The organism is Shewanella litoralis (assembly GCF_009828585.1).
Taxonomy (GTDB): Bacteria; Pseudomonadota; Gammaproteobacteria; order Enterobacterales; family Shewanellaceae; genus Shewanella; species Shewanella litoralis.
Window position 1 is genome coordinate 82,893 of sequence record NZ_WSRZ01000004.1, and the last position, 18,654, is coordinate 101,546.

At 41.0% G+C, this 18,654-nt stretch carries 11 protein-coding genes; 2 read left to right on the forward strand and 9 right to left on the reverse strand.

Annotated elements, in window-relative coordinates; all coding sequences use genetic code 11:
• The first annotated feature begins 2 nt into the window (after positions 1-2).
• Both GQA99_RS05370 and GQA99_RS05375 read left to right on the forward strand, forming a co-directional pair.
• Positions 3-704: a histidine phosphatase family protein gene (locus tag GQA99_RS05370; RefSeq protein WP_160052869.1), complete on the forward strand. Its 702-nt coding sequence runs from the start codon at positions 3-5 to the stop codon at positions 702-704.
• Between the two features lie 73 nt (positions 705-777).
• A complete protein-coding gene (locus tag GQA99_RS05375; protein ID WP_160052964.1) occupies positions 778-1,527 on the forward strand; it encodes an SDR family oxidoreductase in 750 nt (249 codons plus the stop codon).
• 83 nt (positions 1,528-1,610) lie between these two features.
• Here the strand turns inward: GQA99_RS05375 and GQA99_RS05380 are convergent, their stop codons facing one another.
• The 9 genes from GQA99_RS05380 to GQA99_RS05420 form a co-directional block, all read right to left on the reverse strand.
• Positions 1,611-3,938: a putative bifunctional diguanylate cyclase/phosphodiesterase gene (locus tag GQA99_RS05380; protein ID WP_206194567.1), complete on the reverse strand. Its 2,328-nt coding sequence runs from the start codon at positions 3,936-3,938 to the stop codon at positions 1,611-1,613.
• A 352-nt stretch (positions 3,939-4,290) separates the two neighbouring features.
• Complete coding sequence (locus GQA99_RS05385; RefSeq protein WP_160052870.1) at positions 4,291-4,824, reverse strand: cell division protein ZapC; 534 nt, start codon at positions 4,822-4,824, stop codon at positions 4,291-4,293.
• 171 nt (positions 4,825-4,995) lie between these two features.
• Positions 4,996-6,015: a quinone-dependent dihydroorotate dehydrogenase gene (gene pyrD, locus GQA99_RS05390; protein WP_160052871.1), complete on the reverse strand. Its 1,020-nt coding sequence runs from the start codon at positions 6,013-6,015 to the stop codon at positions 4,996-4,998.
• A gap of 60 nt (positions 6,016-6,075) precedes the next feature.
• Positions 6,076-10,920 (reverse strand): NAD-glutamate dehydrogenase, encoded by a 4,845-nt coding sequence (locus GQA99_RS05395; RefSeq protein ID WP_160052872.1) that lies wholly within the window; start codon positions 10,918-10,920, stop codon positions 6,076-6,078.
• A 330-nt stretch (positions 10,921-11,250) separates the two neighbouring features.
• Positions 11,251-13,557: an efflux RND transporter permease subunit gene (locus GQA99_RS05400; RefSeq protein ID WP_160052873.1), complete on the reverse strand. Its 2,307-nt coding sequence runs from the start codon at positions 13,555-13,557 to the stop codon at positions 11,251-11,253.
• A 48-nt stretch (positions 13,558-13,605) separates the two neighbouring features.
• Positions 13,606-14,616: a WD40/YVTN/BNR-like repeat-containing protein gene (locus GQA99_RS05405; RefSeq protein ID WP_160052874.1), complete on the reverse strand. Its 1,011-nt coding sequence runs from the start codon at positions 14,614-14,616 to the stop codon at positions 13,606-13,608.
• A 52-nt stretch (positions 14,617-14,668) separates the two neighbouring features.
• On the reverse strand, positions 14,669-16,033 hold the full coding sequence (locus GQA99_RS05410) for a DUF1329 domain-containing protein (RefSeq protein WP_160052875.1): 1,365 nt from the start codon (positions 16,031-16,033) through the stop codon (positions 14,669-14,671).
• A 13-nt stretch (positions 16,034-16,046) separates the two neighbouring features.
• Entirely contained in the window at positions 16,047-18,095 is a 2,049-nt protein-coding gene (locus GQA99_RS05415) for a DUF1302 domain-containing protein (protein WP_160052876.1), read from the reverse strand.
• A gap of 316 nt (positions 18,096-18,411) precedes the next feature.
• Complete coding sequence (locus GQA99_RS05420) at positions 18,412-18,627, reverse strand: DUF2835 domain-containing protein (RefSeq protein ID WP_160052877.1); 216 nt, start codon at positions 18,625-18,627, stop codon at positions 18,412-18,414.
• Positions 18,628-18,654: the final 27 nt, after the last annotated feature.

The window sequence follows — 18,654 nt, forward strand, 5'->3', positions numbered from 1 at the left end:
CCATGGCTAACATTTATTTAATCCGTCATGGTCAAGCAAGTTTCGGTACTGATAATTACGACAACTTGTCGACTCTTGGTCATAGCCAGGCTCGGCACCTAGCGGAACACTTTAACCAACGCAGTATTCAACCTAATCATGTTATTTGTGGCAATATGGCGCGCCATCAACAGACTCGTAATGCGTGTTTAGCGGCATTATCCCCCCCGTTATTACACGACTCATTACAGATTTGTGCCGACTGGAATGAGTTTAATCATGAAGAAGTGATTGCCGTTTATCGGCCTGATTTAGCTCATCCAGACACAATGAAGCAATACCTTAGCCAACAACCCTCGCCGGCCAGAGCCTTTATTGAACTCTTTAGCCAAGCGATTAACCAGTGGCAACATGCTGACAATAGCGCTCAATACAGTGAGTCTTGGCAACAATTTAGCCAACGAATTGCAAACGGGTTAACTCAGCTTATTGAACAAACCGACGATGATGATACGGTCTTTGTGTATACCTCTGGCGGGGTAATAAGTGCGGCTGTAATGCAAATATTATCGATACCTGAATCACAGTTTTTCAATATTAATAAACAATTAGTCAATTGCAGCGTGACACAATTGCACATTAAGCGGCAACGTTTGAGTGTGATAACCTTAAACGAACATGGGTTCTTTGAGGGTACACAACAACATTTATACAGTTTAATTTAACCTTCAATAAACACTCAAAGAGATGCAATAGCGTCATGAGTAATTAACACATAAAAATAATAAAGAGTAGATGATGAAACGGACAAACATATTAATCACAGGGGCAAGTTCTGGTTTAGGACGCGGTATGGCTATTGAGTTTGCAAAACAAAATCATAACTTAGCTTTGTGCGCTAGACGACTAGACCGCCTTGAAGAATTAAAACATCACTTATTGAGTATCAACCCCAATATTACCGTGCTGATTAAATCACTTGATGTAAACGACCACCCGCAAGTGTTTGAAGTATTCAGCCAATTTAAGCAAGAAATGGGACAACTCGACAGAGTCATCGTCAACGCGGGCATGGGTAAAGGTGCATCGATTGGAACCGGCTTTTTTGCGGCTAATTTACAAACTGCGCAAACTAATTTTATTGCCGCAATAGCCCAATGTGAAGCGGCAATGGCTATTTTTCGTGAACAAAATAGTGGCCATTTAGTGACGATTTCATCCATTAGTGCCGTGCGTGGATTTAGACGAGCAATGACCGTTTACGCTGCCACTAAAGCTGCCCTAACCTCGTTAACAGAAGGTATTCGAATTGATGTAATGAACACGCCGATTAAAGTCACTTGTGTTCATCCGGGCTTTATTCGCAGTGAAATTAATGAAAAAGTCAAAACGGTACCGTTTATTGTAGACACCGAGACAGGTTGTAAAGCCATGGTCAATGCCATTCAAAAAGAGAAAGCTAACGCCTTTGTGCCTAGTTATCCTTGGGCATTTTTACACTGGGTGTTACGTATCGCCCCCATTAGCATTATTCGAAAAATGAGTTAACTCGGTAGCAACAAACACGGAGTATTTTACACCGCCATTGTACGAGTTATCACTGACGATAACTCGTACAATGGAGTGTCATCCTAGCCTACAATAATTGAATCATTGCGTGTTTGTTCGATGAGTAACGCTTCGAAATTGGCCGCAGAAAGCGGCTTTGCAAATAAGTAACCTTGCCCAAAAGTACAACCTGCTTGAATGAGCAACTGCTTTTGTTGTTCGGTTTCTATCCCTTCGGCAATCACGCTCATTTTCAGTTTAGTGGCCATCGCAATAATCGCTTCACACAGGGCCGTGTCTTTATTATCGGCTGACATGTTTTGCACAAACCGTTGGTCAATTTTTAAGTAATCAAAATCAAAGTCTTTAAGGTATGCAAAAGAGCTATAACCAGTACCAAAGTCGTCAATGGCAACAGACATCCCATGAAGGCGAACCTTATCTAGAGCCTCAACCGCTTCAAGTTGATTTTCCATTAATAAATGTTCGGTTATTTCAAGCGAAATCGCCTCACAAGGAATATCTCGTAAAATAAGCGAATCGGCCCAGGCATTAATTTGTGCGCCATTATTTTTATATTGTACAGGCGACGTATTAATACTAATTGTTAAGTCAGGGCAATATTGTTTACGCCAAATATCGACCTGTTGTGTAACTTCGTTAAAAATCCACTCACTCAATTCAACAATCAAACCTATTTCTTCAGCAATCTGAATAAACTCTAATGGCGAAATCAACCCTTTTTGAGGATGTTGCCAACGAATTAACGCTTCAGCTTTGGTAATTCGTGACGTTGTTAAGTTAACGATGGGTTGATAAACCATGTAAAACTGCTTTTGTTCAACGGCAATTCGTAAATCACGCATGATTTCCATACGTTTAAGGAAATCAGTACTCATATTCTCAGTAAAATAATGGATGCTATTGCGCCCGCGTGATTTAGCACGGTACATCGCCTGATCTGCATTTCTAAGCAGCTCTTCAATGGTCAAAGCATCATTGGGATAAAACGCTAAACCGATACTGGCAGTACAATAAACATTTTTATGATCTATGATGTAAGGTTGAGCAAGTGTGCTTAACAGTTTTTCACCTATTTTGTTGATGTCTTCAGGAACCGAAGTACCGACAAAGGCAATAATGAATTCATCGCCTCCTAAGCGAGCGACTATGTCATTTCTTCTAATGGTACTTTTGATTCGATTTGCACACTCAATTAATACATAATCTCCGGCGCCATGTCCTAAAGAATCATTCACGTCTTTAAAGTTATCTAAATCTAACATCGCTATCACTAATTGCTTATTATCGCGCTCTGCATTAACTACCGCATTGGTTAAATGTTCGTGTAATAAGTGTCGATTTGGTAAATTGGTTAAATTATCAAAATTCGCTTGATGCCAAATAATGTTATCAGCTTTGTCTCGCTCAATCGCAATTCGGGTCAGGTTAACAAATTGTTCAATCAAATTAATTTCATTGTCTGTCGGTTTTGTTGGCCTATCGAAATAGATTGCAATCGTGCCTAACACGTTACCATGATGACTAATAATGGGTTCAGACCAACATGACACCAATTTAGCCTGCTTAGCTAAGTGAGCTAATGGCAACCAGTTAGGGTGGCGAGCAATATCCGTAACAATGATTCTTCTGCTGAGTGTGACAGATTGTGTGCAGGTACCGGTCCCATCATCAATATTGACCAGGTCGATGGCCTCGATATAAAAACCAGGTAAGCTCGGTGCTGCAGCTAATCTTAACTGCTTACCTGTGTCATCTAATAATGAAATACTGCACATTGCCCGTGGCAGTTCATTTTCAATCCCTTCGACAACGGCTGAAAGCACTTTGGACAATTTGCTAGCACTGGCTATCAATTCCAAAATATTGTTACGTAGCTGACTTATTTTATCTTTTTCTGATAATTGACGGTTTTTGCGTTGCATAAATATTGAAAAAATTAACGAGAAAATACCGGTGACTATCAAAGAAGCCAAAATAAGCGGCAAGGAAAACTCATCAAATTGTTGATAGGTTAATACCCCGGCAATAGAGATGAGTAAGGCATTGAGTAGGCAAGCAATAAAAGTCGGTAATAAATAAAAACTGGCGATGATAATCGGAAACAACCAGAAAATTAAATCGCTATCGACAATATAAATACCAAATAAAATATTCACATGGGCGATAATAGCAAACAGTCCACTAAAAAGTTTAACCCTGCTGGTAAACCAAACACCAATAAAAATCACGGAAATGCCGCCAACGGCAACAAGATCGATAAGGGTGCGCAGATGATTATGTTCAAATACACTTATAATCAAAAATGGCGATAAAATTAGTATTGCAGCTGCCGTCACCGCTAACAATATTTTTTCTTCAATTGTACGGTTAACCATTTTTATCGTCATAGTCATGACTGTCCTATTCGAGTTAAATCCCTATTAGTATTGCGCTAATACCCTACTTTTAACAGTGTAAATCAAACTTAAATCAGTATTATACCCAACATAGCGATAAAAGAAGGATGTGGATCGCATTCAGCGTTTTGAACAAGTAAGTTAATGAGAAATGAGTCAATAAAGTGATCAGGACTAATCTGTATTTGGATAATTTTTGCCAATGATATCTTTATACAGATTATTCGCTTAACACCGATAACATGATTATTAAAATTGCAGATTTTTGGTATAACTGATGCGAAGCGCTTGTAAGTTAGCTATGGCATTTTCAATCGATAAGCAGCCATGGCCCTACAATCTGTTAAGCCGCTACGACTTGTCTTGCCTTACGTAAGGGGTGCAAGCGGTTATGCATCACTTTAATCGTGTCAAATTGGACTAACGATTTACTGTCTGAAAGTGGGCAATGTTGAGATAAAATCATTACCGTTGCGGCTTGTAGGCCATTATCAATAACTAAGGCTAGCACTTTTGCATAGCCACAATTTAATTGAAATAACTTACCCACTTCGCAGTAAACACATTCATCACTGACATCAAAAAACCACGATTTAGGCATTTGTGATTGTAACAAAAAGTGAGCAGCCGTTGCATTTAGTGCAGTTTGCACAATACCAGCATCTGATATATGGAGCACTCTAGGAAGGGTATCTAGCATTTTGATATAGAATTTAGCGTGTTCAATGCTGAATTCAGCTGCATTAAGTGCGTCTGGAATGAGTAGTTTTGACTTATATGGGGTTAAGAACTCCATCTCGGAACCCAATGAAATACTCAGCTGCTTGCAAGTCTCATTGTATTCCCAATGCCAGTCCTTGTTTGGCATTAATAACATGGCTGTCTGCACCTAAATTGAAATGAACACCAGTGCATAATAGATGAATTTTCACGCAATATCAAAATTTAATTATAAATTATAACATATGTATCATGGTGTTAGCGCGATCGAACGATCTTCATTTCGATCGCGGCATGATTTTTGATCAATCACTTAGCAATTTCGCTGTTATTTTACACAATACGCGTTGACGATCTGATCAATCAATTTAGGCCCTTGATATATAAAACCGGAGTATATCTGCACCATCGTTGAGCCAGCGTCAAATTTAGCCAGCGCATCAGCAGCACTATTGATCCCGCCGACACCAATGATCGGGATCTTACCTTGCAAACAGATCGATAATTGTTTGATCACTTGGGTCGATAAATCAGTCAAAGGTTTACCACTCAAGCCACCCATTTCCTCTGCGTGTAACAATCCTGTCACAGCATCTCGGCTTAAGGTGGTATTCGTTGCGATAACACCATCAAATTGATTGCTGATTAACGAGTCTGCAATCGCTTGAATTTCATCTGAGGTTAAATCAGGTGCAATTTTTAACGCAATAGGGACATATTTACCGTATTTTTCGGCTAATTGTGTTTGCTTGGCTTTTATTGAACTGAGTAAATCGTCTAACAATTCACCGTACTGCATCGAACGCAAACCTGGTGTGTTAGGTGAAGAGATATTGACGGCAATGTAACTGGCGTATTGATAAACTTTTTCCATACAAATAAGGTAATCATCTTTACCCTGCTCGACTGGTGTATCTTTATTTTTACCAATATTAACACCCACCATAATGTCAGTTTTTTTAGCGATAAGATTACGTACTAAGTTATCGACACCTTTGTTATTAAAGCCCATGCGATTAATAATCCCTTGAGCAGGCTTTAACCTAAATAATCGAGGCTGATCATTGCCAGGTTGTGGGCGTGGGGTAACCGTGCCCACTTCAACATGGCCAAATCCCATCGCATGGAATGCATCGATAGACTCACCATCTTTATCCATTCCGGCAGCTAAACCGACTGGATTTGGAAATGTCAGTCCCATACAGGTCACGGGGGCTGACTTAACGTGTTGGCGATAAAAACAATTTAACGGTGTATTCCCCGTCATTTTCAAACTACCAATAGCGACATTATGTGCTAACTCTGGGTCCATCTGAAACATGACTTTTTGTGCGATAGTGTAAAACATGGTTTCTCCTAGACCTAAAAAAAGCCCCGGCAATCGCCAGGGCTTGTTTACATTATAAAACTACTTCTGACCTTCGCAATGCAAAATCAGCAAGTTCAGTTCTCTAAGGGCGACTGAGAACTTAGCAAATTCATGTGTTTGTGAGACCTTGAAGTCTGAAAGCATATGGTACCATCTTTCGAGCAATGGCTTGTTTAATGTCATCCACTCATTAATCACACTGTCAGCATCGCAGGTATCAGTACAGGTTCGTAATACTGCAGAACTTAACGCACGTTGTTGCCAATCGAGCTCTTCTCTAAATGCAGCACGGGCAAGTGCTTGCCAATGGTTTGCAACAGGTTGAGCACTAATTTGTTCTAAGAACCAATGTAATTCAACTTTTGCACCTAATTTAAAGTAGGTTTCAGAGACTAACTCAAGGGTTTTATTCTCAAGTTGAGCAATTTGTGCAATATCTAACGCAGAGAACAAAGTACTCATTTTTGCCACCACTTGCGCGACAGCTTTAGGTACATTCTGGTTAGTGAGTGCAGTGATTTCAGTAGAAATGGCTTTCACTTCTGCCGCAATCATATATTGGTCAACGTTAGCTTTAAGCTGTTCAAATACTGGCTTAAAGAAAGCAACTGTTTGCACAATATCCTGAGCACGATTACGATGACGAATGAACCAGCGACAGGCACGGCGCATATTACGACGTAACTGATGCAGCATCTCACCTTGCACGTGTGCAGGAATAACGCCATTTAAGTCTGTAATTGATGTTGTTAATTCATCAAGGCCAAACACTTCACGGGCCATAGTATAACAAATAGCCGCTTCGGCAACTGTTGCACCGGTCTCATCTTGCATACGTTGTACAAAATTAAAGCCCATATCGTTAACTAATTCATTAGCTAATGAAGTGGCAATAATTTCGCCGCGCAGTGGATGAGCCGTCATTCTGTCGGCATATTTGGCTTGTAACTTTTTAGGGAAATACGCTACTAACAGTTTACTTAAATAGGCATCTTCAGTGATTTCTGGCGTCACTAATTGCTCTTTAAGCACCATCTTAGCGTAAGCGACTAATACTGACAGCTCTGGACGCGTTAATGCACGACCATTGGCTAAACGTTCAGCTAAGTCATCATCGGTAGGTAAAAACTCAAGGGCACGGTCAAGCTTGCCATCTTTCTCAAGGTACTGAATAAAACGAATTTGCTCTTTAAGCTGTGACACACCATGTACTTGAGTTACCGAAATAGTGCGAGTTTGGTCTTTACAGTCTTGAATCACAATGTCGCTGACTTCATCAGTCATTTCTTCCAGTAGACGGTTACGTTGTTTAACCGTTAACTCACCTTCTGCAACCAAGGTGTTCAAGAAAATCTTAATGTTCACTTCGTTGTCTGAGCAATCGACTCCACCAACGTTATCAACAAAATCGGTGTTCATGCGCCCACCGTTGGCACAGTATTCAATACGGCCTAACTGGGTACAACCTAGATTGCCCCCTTCGCCAATGATTTTTGCGCGAACTTCTTTACCGTTAACACGTAATGCGTCATTAGCTCGGTCACCCACTTCTGCATGGGTTTCTTTACTCGACTTAACATAAGTGCCAATACCACCGTTCCAAATCAGATCGACTGGCATTTTCAGCAGCTCTTTCATCAGTTCAGTAGGATTCATGCTGTCTTTGTCAGTCGCAAGCATTTGCTTTATTTCTGGGGTCAGCTTAATTGATTTAGCCGAACGCAAGAATATTCCGCCGCCTTTAGAGATCAATTTTGCGTTGTAGTCTTCCCAGCTTGAACGTGGTAAGGCAAATAAGCGCTGACGTTCTATATAGCTTTGTGCAATATTTGGGGTTGGGTCAATAAAGATATGCATGTGGTTAAAGGCAGCAACAAGCTGAGTTTGTTCAGATAGCAGCATACCGTTACCAAATACGTCACCCGCCATGTCACCAATAGCTAAACAACTAAATGGGGTTGTTTGACAATCGACGCCAATTTCACGGAAATGACGTTTAACAGATTCCCACGCACCGCGAGCCGTGATCCCCATCTTCTTGTGGTCATAACCGTTACTTCCGCCCGATGCAAACGCATCGCCTAACCAGAAGTTGTATTCAATTGCGATGGCATTGGCAATATCAGAGAAAGTAGCGGTACCTTTGTCTGCTGCCACTACAAGATATGCATCGTCTTCATCATGGCGAACCACATCGACTGGTGGAACCACTTCGCCGTTAATGATGTTGTCGGAGATATCTAACAATGCACGGATGAAGATACGGTAACATTCTTGCCCTTCAGTAAAGAATGCTTCACGGCCACCTTCTGTAGGCAATTGCTTACAAACAAAACCACCTTTAGCACCAACTGGCACAATAACGGTGTTTTTAACTTGTTGGGCTTTTACAAGGCCTAATACTTCAGTACGGAAATCTTCACGGCGATCTGACCAACGCAAACCACCTCGGGCGACTTTACCGCCACGTAAATGCACACCTTCTACACGAGGTGAATAGACAAATATTTCAAATTTCGGTAGCGGTTTAGGCATCTCAGGAATCAAACCTGGTGCAAACTTAAACGAAATGTAATCTTTTGCTAATCCGCCAACGGCAGTTTGATAGAAGTTAGTCCGTAAAGTCGCGTTAATTAAATCTAGGTAACGACGGATAATACGGTCATCATCTAGGCTTGAAACGTCATCGAGCTGAATATTGATTTGTTCAAGAAACTTACTCAACGTGCGCGTTTTTAACTTTGGATTGAATTTACGGATGAACATTTTCACCAGTAAATCAGCTAATTTTGGATAACGACTGAACGTTTCTTCAATGTATGATTGACTAAATGTTGCATCAATTTGACGCATGTACTTGGCATAAGCGCGCAAAATTGAGACTTCACGGCCACTAAGACCTGTCGACAATACCATGCGGTTAAAACCATCATCTTCAAGTTTCTTTTGCCACACTTGTAACAATGACGTTTGGAAGCGGTCTTGACTGTCGGCAAGGTTCTCAGTGGCAGCACCTTGTACTGTCATTAAGAAGTCTAAAATCCAGAATGTGGCGCCGTCATTGGTTTTCACTTCATAAGGACGTTCATTAATCACGCGTAGACCAAAGTTTTCAAGCATTGGTAATACGTCAGATAAATGAATTGGTTCGTCTTTATGGAATAGTTTCAAACGAACTTTATTGTCGTTTAACGCTGACTCTTGTGGCTGATAAAACAACATGCCCAACTTATGGTCGTCGTCTAATGCTTCTAAATGTTGCATATCGACTACGGCAGAGCTTGGCAATACATCGTCTTTATAACTTGGCGGAAACGCATTTAAATAGCGTTTAGTTAACCCAGTACCCGATTGTTCACCAAGGGCATTATTTAATGCGGTGTGTAATTTATCGTCCCACGAGCGAGCTGCTTCGATAAGATTTTTTTCAATCGCGGCCACATCAACATCCATATCGTTATTATCAACTTTGATAATGTAGTGAGTACGAGCCAAAGTCGACTCTGAGAAATACGTGGTGAACTCAACATCTTCATTGCTTTTGAAGTGTTGTGCCAAAATACGCTGTGTGTCTTGGCGTAACTTAGTGTTGTAACGGTCTTTAGAAACGTACACTAAACACGAAAAGAAACGACCAAAACCGTCTTTGCGCACAAACAGCTTTAGCTTGTCGCGATCTTGCATTTCTAATACGCCATGGGCCATATTAGCAAGCTGATGATCTTTAGCTTGGATTAGCTCATCACGAGGTAAATTCTCAAGAATGTTCATCAAGGCTTTATAATCGTGCGAGCGCGGTGTTAACCCAGAGTTATCAAGGATACGTTGCACTTTCTCACCCAATAATGGGATTTCACGCGGGCTGCGGTTATAAAGGTTCGAGGCATATAAACCAATAAAGCGGTCTTCACCAATCACGTTGCCTTTTTTGTCAAAACGCTTAACGCCTACATAGTCGACATAAGCTGGGCGATGCACACGGCTTTTAGCTGAACTCTTGGTCAATACTAATAAGGTTTCATCTAAGGCTTCTTTACGCGCTGAGTCAGACAAGGTCGACAATAAAAGACCTCGTTCGCTGTGAGATGCTTTAGAGCGATTCATTAACCCAAGGCTTGAGTCTAAATCAGGCACCAGCTCAACATCGCCTTCAACGCGCTTTAAGTCGTAATAACGGTAGCCAAGCAAGGTGAAATGGTGATTGTTTAAGTAATTTAAAAAATCAACCGACTCTTGTAATTCTGCTTTATTACCCGGAAATGGCCGTGACGGCAATTGCTTAATCGTGTCAGTTAATTTATCCGTCATTAACTGCCAGTCATTGACTGACGCTGCAACATCTGCAAGTACCGACTGTATTTCTTTTTCTATAATTTTAATGTCGGTATCGCTGTTTTGCTTATCAATCTCAATCAAAAATACCGCAACATTACCGCTGTCTTCTGCTGCATCATTTAAAAATGATACATCGGTGACAGCATTGTTGTTGCGGATCACGGCTAATGGCGTATGTAACATCACGTGAGCAGTAATGCCCATGCGGTTTAGCGCCATGGTTAATGAGTCAACTAAGAAAGGCATATCAGATTGAATGACTTCAATAATGGTATGTGTTGACTGCCAGCCATGTTTTGCTTGGCTTGGATTAAACACCCGGATATGGGTTTTGTCTGTTGATGTTTTATTTAGGGCATTCCACAGGCTCACAACTGCACCATATAAATCACTGTCATTACGCGCATTGAGATCGTCTTTTGACATATGGGCATAGAGGCAATTAGCAAATTGCTCAACTTGTTTGGCTTGAGAATTAGGGATTTTTGTGTGAATTAAATTGACTACATTTTCAAGTAGTACAGAAGGCATTGCATCTTTCAAGGCCATGTTGCAGATTCCTTAAGCGTCTATGGCAGCGCTCTTATCATTATATGGATGCTTCGGCTTGTTGATTCGGTCGGTCCGATTCATTGGTATTTTTTATCACGTAAATAACTGTTTTGCGTTTTACAAAAGGATCCCATGTCTGAGATCTGCTGCAAAGTTTATTACTAAATTGCTGCTATATCGAGGAAAATTTTAGTGGTACATCCTCTATAAATCCAGTTGTCAGCATAGATTAGTGTTTAAAATGACATTTAAGTCGATTGCACAGAGTAACTATGCAAAACAAAAAAGGGAGCTAAGCTCCCTTTTTATTTTAATTGCATGTATTGTTTACTTTTTTCGCCAGAACATAGCCGAAAGTGCTGGTAGAATAATAATTGCACCTAACATATTTACTAAAAACATAAAGGTAAGCAAAATTCCCATGTCCATTTGGAATTTAAGATCTGAGAAGAACCAAGTACTGACCCCAATGGCTAGTGTTAATCCGGTAAAGATAACCGCACTACCACGCTCAACTAACGCTTCAAAGTAAGCTTGTTGTACAGGCATACCATTGCTGAGTTTATTAGACATGGTCGATAGGATATAAATACCATAATCCACACCAATACCAACACCAAGAGCAATAACCGGTAAAGTACTCACCGCAAGACCAATGTCGAGCAAGGTCATTAACGCTTGTGCTAACGTAGAGACAACATACAAAGGTATGATGACCGCAATGGTGGCTTTTAGAGATTTAAAGCTAATTAAACACAATACAAACACAGCGCCATAAACGTACAACATCATTGGAAGCTGCGCTTCACTCACCGCTTCGTTCGTTGCAGCCATAACACCAACAGGACCCGAAGCCAATTTAAACTGTAATGTGTCGCTATTAAGCTCCGCCGCAACGGCTTTCACTTTCTTAACCACAACTTCAATGGTTTCGGCCTTATGATCTTTTAGGAAAAGATACACTGGCATTACTGAACAATTACCGTTCAACAACCCAGAGGTGGTTGGTACCTGTCCCACAGCTTGCACTAAACTTGCGGTCGTGCGAGGTAAAATCTCCCAACGTGGATTGCCTTCGTTAAAGCCCGCATTCACTTTTTTAGCAACAGAAGCCAAACTGGCCGTTGATTCAACACCCGGTGTATTGGCAACCATCCATTCAAATTGGTCAATTTGAGTCAATACAGAGTGGTAGGTACAGGCTTCAGGGGTTGCTTCAACTATCACGGTCATCACATCTGTGGTGATAGAAAAATGATCGGTGATAAAGAACGTATCTAGGTTGTAGCGTGAGTCTTGATGAAGTGCTGGTGCGCCACCCTGTAAATCACCAATCTTCATTTTTGTCGATTGCTGAAAACCAATACCGTACAACACCGCAGTTGAAATCAACACAATGACAGCATATTTCGGCGTGGCAAAGTTTGATAACCAACGCCACATATTTTCAATCTTCTGGCGTTTTTCAGGATTGTCTTGCTTATTCGGTAATTCAAAATAGGAAATCACCAATGGCAGCAAAATAAGGTTGGTTAAAATGATCACTGCCACACCTAACGAGGCAGAAATAGCAAGCTCACGAATAATACCGATATCAATCGCTAACAAGGTTAAAAAGCCAACCGTGTCAGATAATAATGCAACACCACCTGGCACCAACAGACTTCTAAATGCTGACGCTGAAGCTGCTTTAGTCGTTTGGCCGTCAAGTACACGGCGACGCACAGCATTGATCATCTGTACCCCGTGACTCACCCCAATGGCAAATACCAAAAAGGGTACCAAAATCGACATGGGATCAAGGCCAAACCCAACCACAGTGAGTAAACCTAACTGCCAACACACCGCCACTAAACTACACACTAAAGGCAAAACGGTTAACATGATGGATTTAGAGAACAGGTAAACCATGACCGCTGTGATGACGATGGCGATTAAGAAGAACAACAGTACGCCTTTGGCGCCTTCTGCTACATCACCCGCCATTTTGGCAAAACCGATAATATGGATTTTTATCTTATCGTTTTCAAACTTACCGCGCAGTTCTTGTTCTAATTGGTTGGCAAACGCAATGGTATCAATGGCCTTCCCCGTTTGTGGGTCAAACTCCATCAACTGTGCTGACACCATTGCAGACGTATAATCATTACCGATCAGGCGACCAACAATGCCCGCTTTTTCAATGTTATCGCGAACAATTTGTAAGCTGTAATCATCATTACGAAAATCTGCTGGGATCACCGGACCACCGGCAAAGCCGTCTTCGACCACTTCGGTGAAACGAGTGGAAGGTGAAAAAAGCGATTTAACTTGTGAGCGCTCTACACCAGGAATGAAAAATAATTGATCGTGGACATTTTTTAATGCATCAAAAAATACCGGATTAAATATATTGCCACTCGTGTCTTCAACCGCCACCATGATGCTGTTAGCACCACCAAAATCTTTTTGGTGTTTGGTGTAGGTTTGCATATACGAATGGTTTAGCGGAATATTTTTACTAAAAGCCGCATCCATTTTTAATTGGCTGGCTTGGTAACCTAAAAAAAAGGTAATAAAAATAAATGAAATAATGACCCATTTCCGATTACGGAATAAATGAGATTCGAATCCATTGACCAGTTTTTCTAACATCTTATCGGCCCTATTATTGTTGTTTTATAATCCAATCTAACCGTGAGGTTAGTTAAGCTGGAACAGTCCCTTAGAACCGGCAAACCATAACTGGCCTTTACTGTCCTTCGCAATTGCCACAATGTTTTCACCTTGACGTCGAGTGACGATTTCTGCTTTGGTATCGTCAACAGACAACACAACCCCAGCATTTCCCACAAGGTATAGTTCATTATTTGCAGTAACAAGCGCCCCATTGATTGACGATTCAACGGGCAAGTCAACTTGTTGCCATTCTGATAAGCTTAAATCTGATTTAAACACATGACCACGCAGCCCCATCACGTAGATGTTGTCACCCACCTGAATGGCATTAAACATTGATCCATCATAATCAAAATCAACTTTACTAAAGGTGTGGCCATTGTCTTCTGAAACGGCAACCATCCCTAATTCACCTACCAATAATAAACGTTGATCAGCTAAGCGGATCAAACGATTAAAATGCGGCAATAAGGCCGAGCGTTCAGATAAATAAAGAGCCTCATCTTCCGCTTTTAGCTCATTTAAATAAGCAATATCTTCTTCGAAGAGTAGCTCTTGATGAAACTCATCAGTCCAGGTTTTACCGCCATCTGCTGTTCGATAAAATAACCCATAAGCCCCAACCGCAATACCATCATTAGCCGTATAAAAACGCACATCTAACAAAGGTTTTTCAATCTCAGTTGATTGCATTTGTAACGACCAGGTTTCACCACCGTCTTCGGTATGAATAATTGTCGCATCATGGCCTACCGCCCAGCCTTTATTCGCATCGAAAAAAAACACTTTGGTTAACTGAGTTAATACTGGAGTGGCAACTTGTTGCCATTGACCATTTTTAAGCAGTAACACATTGCCACGTTGCCCTACGGCAACGAGATGGTCGCCTGCATTGGCGATATCAAGTAATAAAGAGGATTGAGCTAAAGGCTGAATTTGAACAGTGAGTGGGTCTAGTTGGGCATTAACTGAAGCAGTATATAAACATGCACTAATCCCAATTGCCACTGCACTGCGAAGCATGCTAAACGTCATACAAACTTCCTTAACAATGAAGGGGCGCTAAGCGCCCCAATTTTACGGCTAATTAACGAATACCGGCACGTCTTAGTGCATCTGGGGTAAAGTTAGATTCTGAAAGTGACGCATCAAAATTGTACATGCGGCCTTCGTTGTCTAATCCCATTGCTAAGTAACGACGTGATTGTAAATCGTGGAATACTTCTAACGTACTCCAATTTGTTAATGCATCATAGTAGTTAATGGTATGTGCAACACCAACACGATATAGCTCGTCACGGTTGTCGTACATATCTGTTAATGATACCTGCCATGAATCTTCGTCAATATAGAACACTCGAGATTTATAGATGTGACGCATACCGTCTTTCAACGTTGCTTTCACTTCCCAAACACGATGTTTTTCATAACGCGCATATTCAGGGTTAATATGGCCAGGTTTTAAAATTTGGTCATACTTTAATTTGTCTGAATGCAGCTTATAATCATTGTAAGGAATATAAACTTCTTTTTTACCCACGAGTTCCCAGTTGTAACGCGATGGAGAACCGTTGAACATATCGAAGTCATCTGTGGTTCTTAATCCGTCAGACACTGTGCCTGGCGTATCAAAAGCTACGTTTGGCGCTTTACGAACGCGGCGCTGCCCTGTGTTATAGGTCCATGCCTGGCGAGGTAAAGCCTCTTGGTCCATGGTTTCTTTAACTAACAATGCCGTACCCGCTAAACGAGCTGGTTGCGTAACCACTTGTTTGAAGTAAAACAAGGTATTGGTTTCTTTCAACTTGTCTAGAGTAATTTCTGGACGAGTATATTCAAAACGAATTTCTTCAGCATTTTCAACTAGGGTATAAGAACCAGTAGAAGTTGGTGCTGCTTGGCTACGGTAAGTTTCTACATCCACACCACGATAACGCAAAATGTGGTTCCAAATGACTTCTAAACCATTAGCTGGGATAGGAAATGGCGCGCCAATTGTTGCACCCGAAATACCATTACCTTGTGACACCAACTCAGCGCTAAGCGCATTTTTTTTGGTTGCATCGTAAACATACTGAGGAACAGATGCACTACGGCGAGTTTGATACACATTCATTTGGTACGTATCTGGATAAAGCTCAAATAGCTTGTTTTGCCCAGGCGTTAAAAATTCAGCATATTGTGCTTTATTAGCATTGGTAATAGTAAATAAAATTTTATCTTCAGGAAACGGATCTGGGTGGTGCATTCCTTTAGTGTAACCGGCAACAGGCTTAGTAATACCACCATCCCAAGCGGGGATTGAACCATCGGCATTCGCCGCTTTTTCAGCCCCTAAAGGAGTCAAGGTGGTACCTAATTTGTCAGCGTCAGCTTGTGATACTTTCGCCAGCGCAGCAGGTGCACCGAGTGCCATAATCACTGCTGCCGATAATATCGTCAATTTCTTCATTATCATTATCCTTTTAGATCGAATACTTGACGTTTAAAGAGATGTAATCTCTGTCTGTCATCGCATTTGTTGTTCCTACACCACCAAAGAAGTTGTTGTAAGAAATGTCCGCGCCCCAACGACTTTGATAATCAAAGTTCAGACCGACTGCCACTGATTTTCTGCCCTCGGTAAATAGGAACATAGGATCAGGTGTAATACCGTCAACATCATGAGAGAAAATGATGCGTGGATACATGTTTACCCCAGCAAACACGTTGTTAAAGTCAGCTTTCGCCACTAAACGATAACCCCAGGCAAAATCAGTTGGGAATGGATTAGTTTCAGGACCATTGTGTAATGCTTCAATAATACCTGGCATATCTGGATTACCGCCAGAACGAGCCGTACCAGGACCACTTAAACGCAGTTCATCAAAGCCTGGCATGTCGTGGATCCAAACACCACCCACTTCAGCAAGCATAGTTAAGTTATCTAAACCTAATGTTGGGCCAAATAAATGAGTAAATGTCATTTGTGCCTGAGTGGTATCACGCGTGATATAGCCGTCAACCGTTTCTCCAGGTGGATAAACATCCATCTGAGATATGCCGTCAAGATCAGGACGTAAACCTGCATTGGCTAACTGCTGAGGCATTGCAGCAAACAATAATTCGACATCATCGATTTGTAATGGTTCATCAACACGATGGGCAATTTCACCCGCAACAGATGTGTCACCAACTAATGTGTTAAAGCTGAAACCATATAACTGAATGTCTTCAGGATACACAATTTGTGATTTGGTGAAGGTTTCCATGCTCAGCAGTAAATCGCGATCGATGTTACCACCACTCGCTGCTAATCGACCATAATCACGACCAATCGCTTCTGCGGTGAAGTTTGACGCAGTACCACTGATGATAGGTCGGCGACTATGGTAGTTCATGTAATACAAACCGAATTCAGTTTCGCCTAATTCTGGTGAGTAATAACCTAATTTAATACCATACTGGCCATCATCACTTGGATCTGCTGCATCTTGCACCAACGCAACTTTCGTTGAATATGCTGTCATGTAAGCTGCATATGCCGAGTTAAACCCTGTCGCTGCTGCCGCTTCGTATAAACGAGAATATTCAGAAATTAAAAAATCTTGGTTGATATCAGGATTAGAGTTAAATCCTAACTGAGCATTCTGGTCGTAGCCACCAAAACCAGCAAAGTCGTTGGTTGCAAAGTTAGAGCCTGGTGTTGGAACCCAAATGCCCTGCCACTCATATTGGTAAAAAGCTTCAACGTTAAGGTTTTCAGTTAGGCCTAAAGAAGCCCAAACCATGCCTTGAGGACGAAATGCTTCTTTAAGCTCTGAACCTGGCGCATTAAGGATGTTTAAATCAACTGCGTTGATTTCAGCAATACCATGAGAGATAAGTGCACTTTCGCCCCATGACACTACCTGACTACCCACACGTACGCTTAATGGGTTGGCGCCGTCATTTAAATCCCAGTTGCCATAAACAAATGCATCTAATAAGCGAATGTCTTTACATTGCACTTCTGATGCTTCGCTGTCTTCACACGGGTCAAACTTTTGCCCGGTTAACGGATCATTAAAATCATAGCTACCGTCATTGAGTTTACGGTCGTAAAAATACATTCCACGAAGGAATAAACCATAATTTTCGTATTTCAGTGATAACTCATGAAGACCCTTTACGATCTCAGAGGTGGTATCACCTTTTGAATACAATAAGTTACTTAAATCGTTGTTGCTCGAATATGAACCTGACTGGTCCCAAATTTGAGCCGATGTGTACTTGGTTGAACCAAATGCACCACCAAAAGCTGAATAACCAGACCAATCAAATTGAGGTTGGTTTACCTTACCAATTTGACCACTCCAATCGCGGTCAGATACGCGCCAACTAGCACCTGCTGTCCATGTTGAGTCAAATGTTCCTTGAACATCACCCCAATCAAACGAAACTGCTGAGGCTGAAGTGCTCATACCTAAACATAATGCCGACACCACCCCCAAAGCGATAGCCGACTTGTTAAATCTTTTTTTAACAATATTCATTTTAGTTCATCTCCGTAACCTGTTGGATTAGTTGTTATAGGAATTAAAACCAACATCTTGTTAGCCCACAGGCAACACCATTGTTACAGCATTTAACTATATTGAGCAAGGTCAAAAAAAAGAAAATGTTTAAGAAAATTAACGATGTTCAGCTAAATAACAATGAAAAAAAGCGAGGTATATTTGAATTGAGATAAACATAAAGGTTACAAAGAATGAAGCTCTAACGAAAAAAGTTTATTTTCATGCACTTATAATTAATCATACTATTAACTTTACCATAACATGAATCAATCAAACGTTTGGAGTATATACTCTAAATTTTATTCAGTGATTTAAAGCTTCCATCATTATTTAACATTAATTTAAACCTCCCCTGGATACCTTGGGGAGTTAAAAACGCTCTAAAATACTTACCATTGATATGCAATACTCTTCCCTGTTGATCACGCACTTCGACTTTTTCAGCAAGCCCTTGGTAGTACGGTAAAAAAGCGTCATAACTTACATTCAAAGAAAAGTATAATTCCATTGTTTTCTCCACAAAAAAGGAGAGCAA

Bases quoted from the DNA above. Each gene is read 5' to 3' on its own strand.
- GQA99_RS05370 (WP_160052869.1), top strand. From the start codon at position 3: ATGGCTAACATTTATTTAATCCGTCATGGTCAAGCAAGTTTCGGTACT.
- GQA99_RS05375 (WP_160052964.1), top strand. From the start codon at position 778: ATGAAACGGACAAACATATTAATCACAGGGGCAAGTTCTGGTTTAGGA.
- GQA99_RS05380 (WP_206194567.1), bottom strand. From the start codon at position 3,938: ATGACGATAAAAATGGTTAACCGTACAATTGAAGAAAAAATATTGTTA.
- GQA99_RS05385 (WP_160052870.1), bottom strand. From the start codon at position 4,824: ATGTTATTAATGCCAAACAAGGACTGGCATTGGGAATACAATGAGACT.
- pyrD (WP_160052871.1), bottom strand. From the start codon at position 6,015: ATGTTTTACACTATCGCACAAAAAGTCATGTTTCAGATGGACCCAGAG.
- GQA99_RS05395 (WP_160052872.1), bottom strand. From the start codon at position 10,920: ATGGCCTTGAAAGATGCAATGCCTTCTGTACTACTTGAAAATGTAGTC.
- GQA99_RS05400 (WP_160052873.1), bottom strand. From the start codon at position 13,557: ATGTTAGAAAAACTGGTCAATGGATTCGAATCTCATTTATTCCGTAAT.
- GQA99_RS05405 (WP_160052874.1), bottom strand. From the start codon at position 14,616: ATGACGTTTAGCATGCTTCGCAGTGCAGTGGCAATTGGGATTAGTGCA.
- GQA99_RS05410 (WP_160052875.1), bottom strand. From the start codon at position 16,033: ATGAAGAAATTGACGATATTATCGGCAGCAGTGATTATGGCACTCGGT.
- GQA99_RS05415 (WP_160052876.1), bottom strand. From the start codon at position 18,095: ATGAATATTGTTAAAAAAAGATTTAACAAGTCGGCTATCGCTTTGGGG.
- GQA99_RS05420 (WP_160052877.1), bottom strand. From the start codon at position 18,627: ATGGAATTATACTTTTCTTTGAATGTAAGTTATGACGCTTTTTTACCG.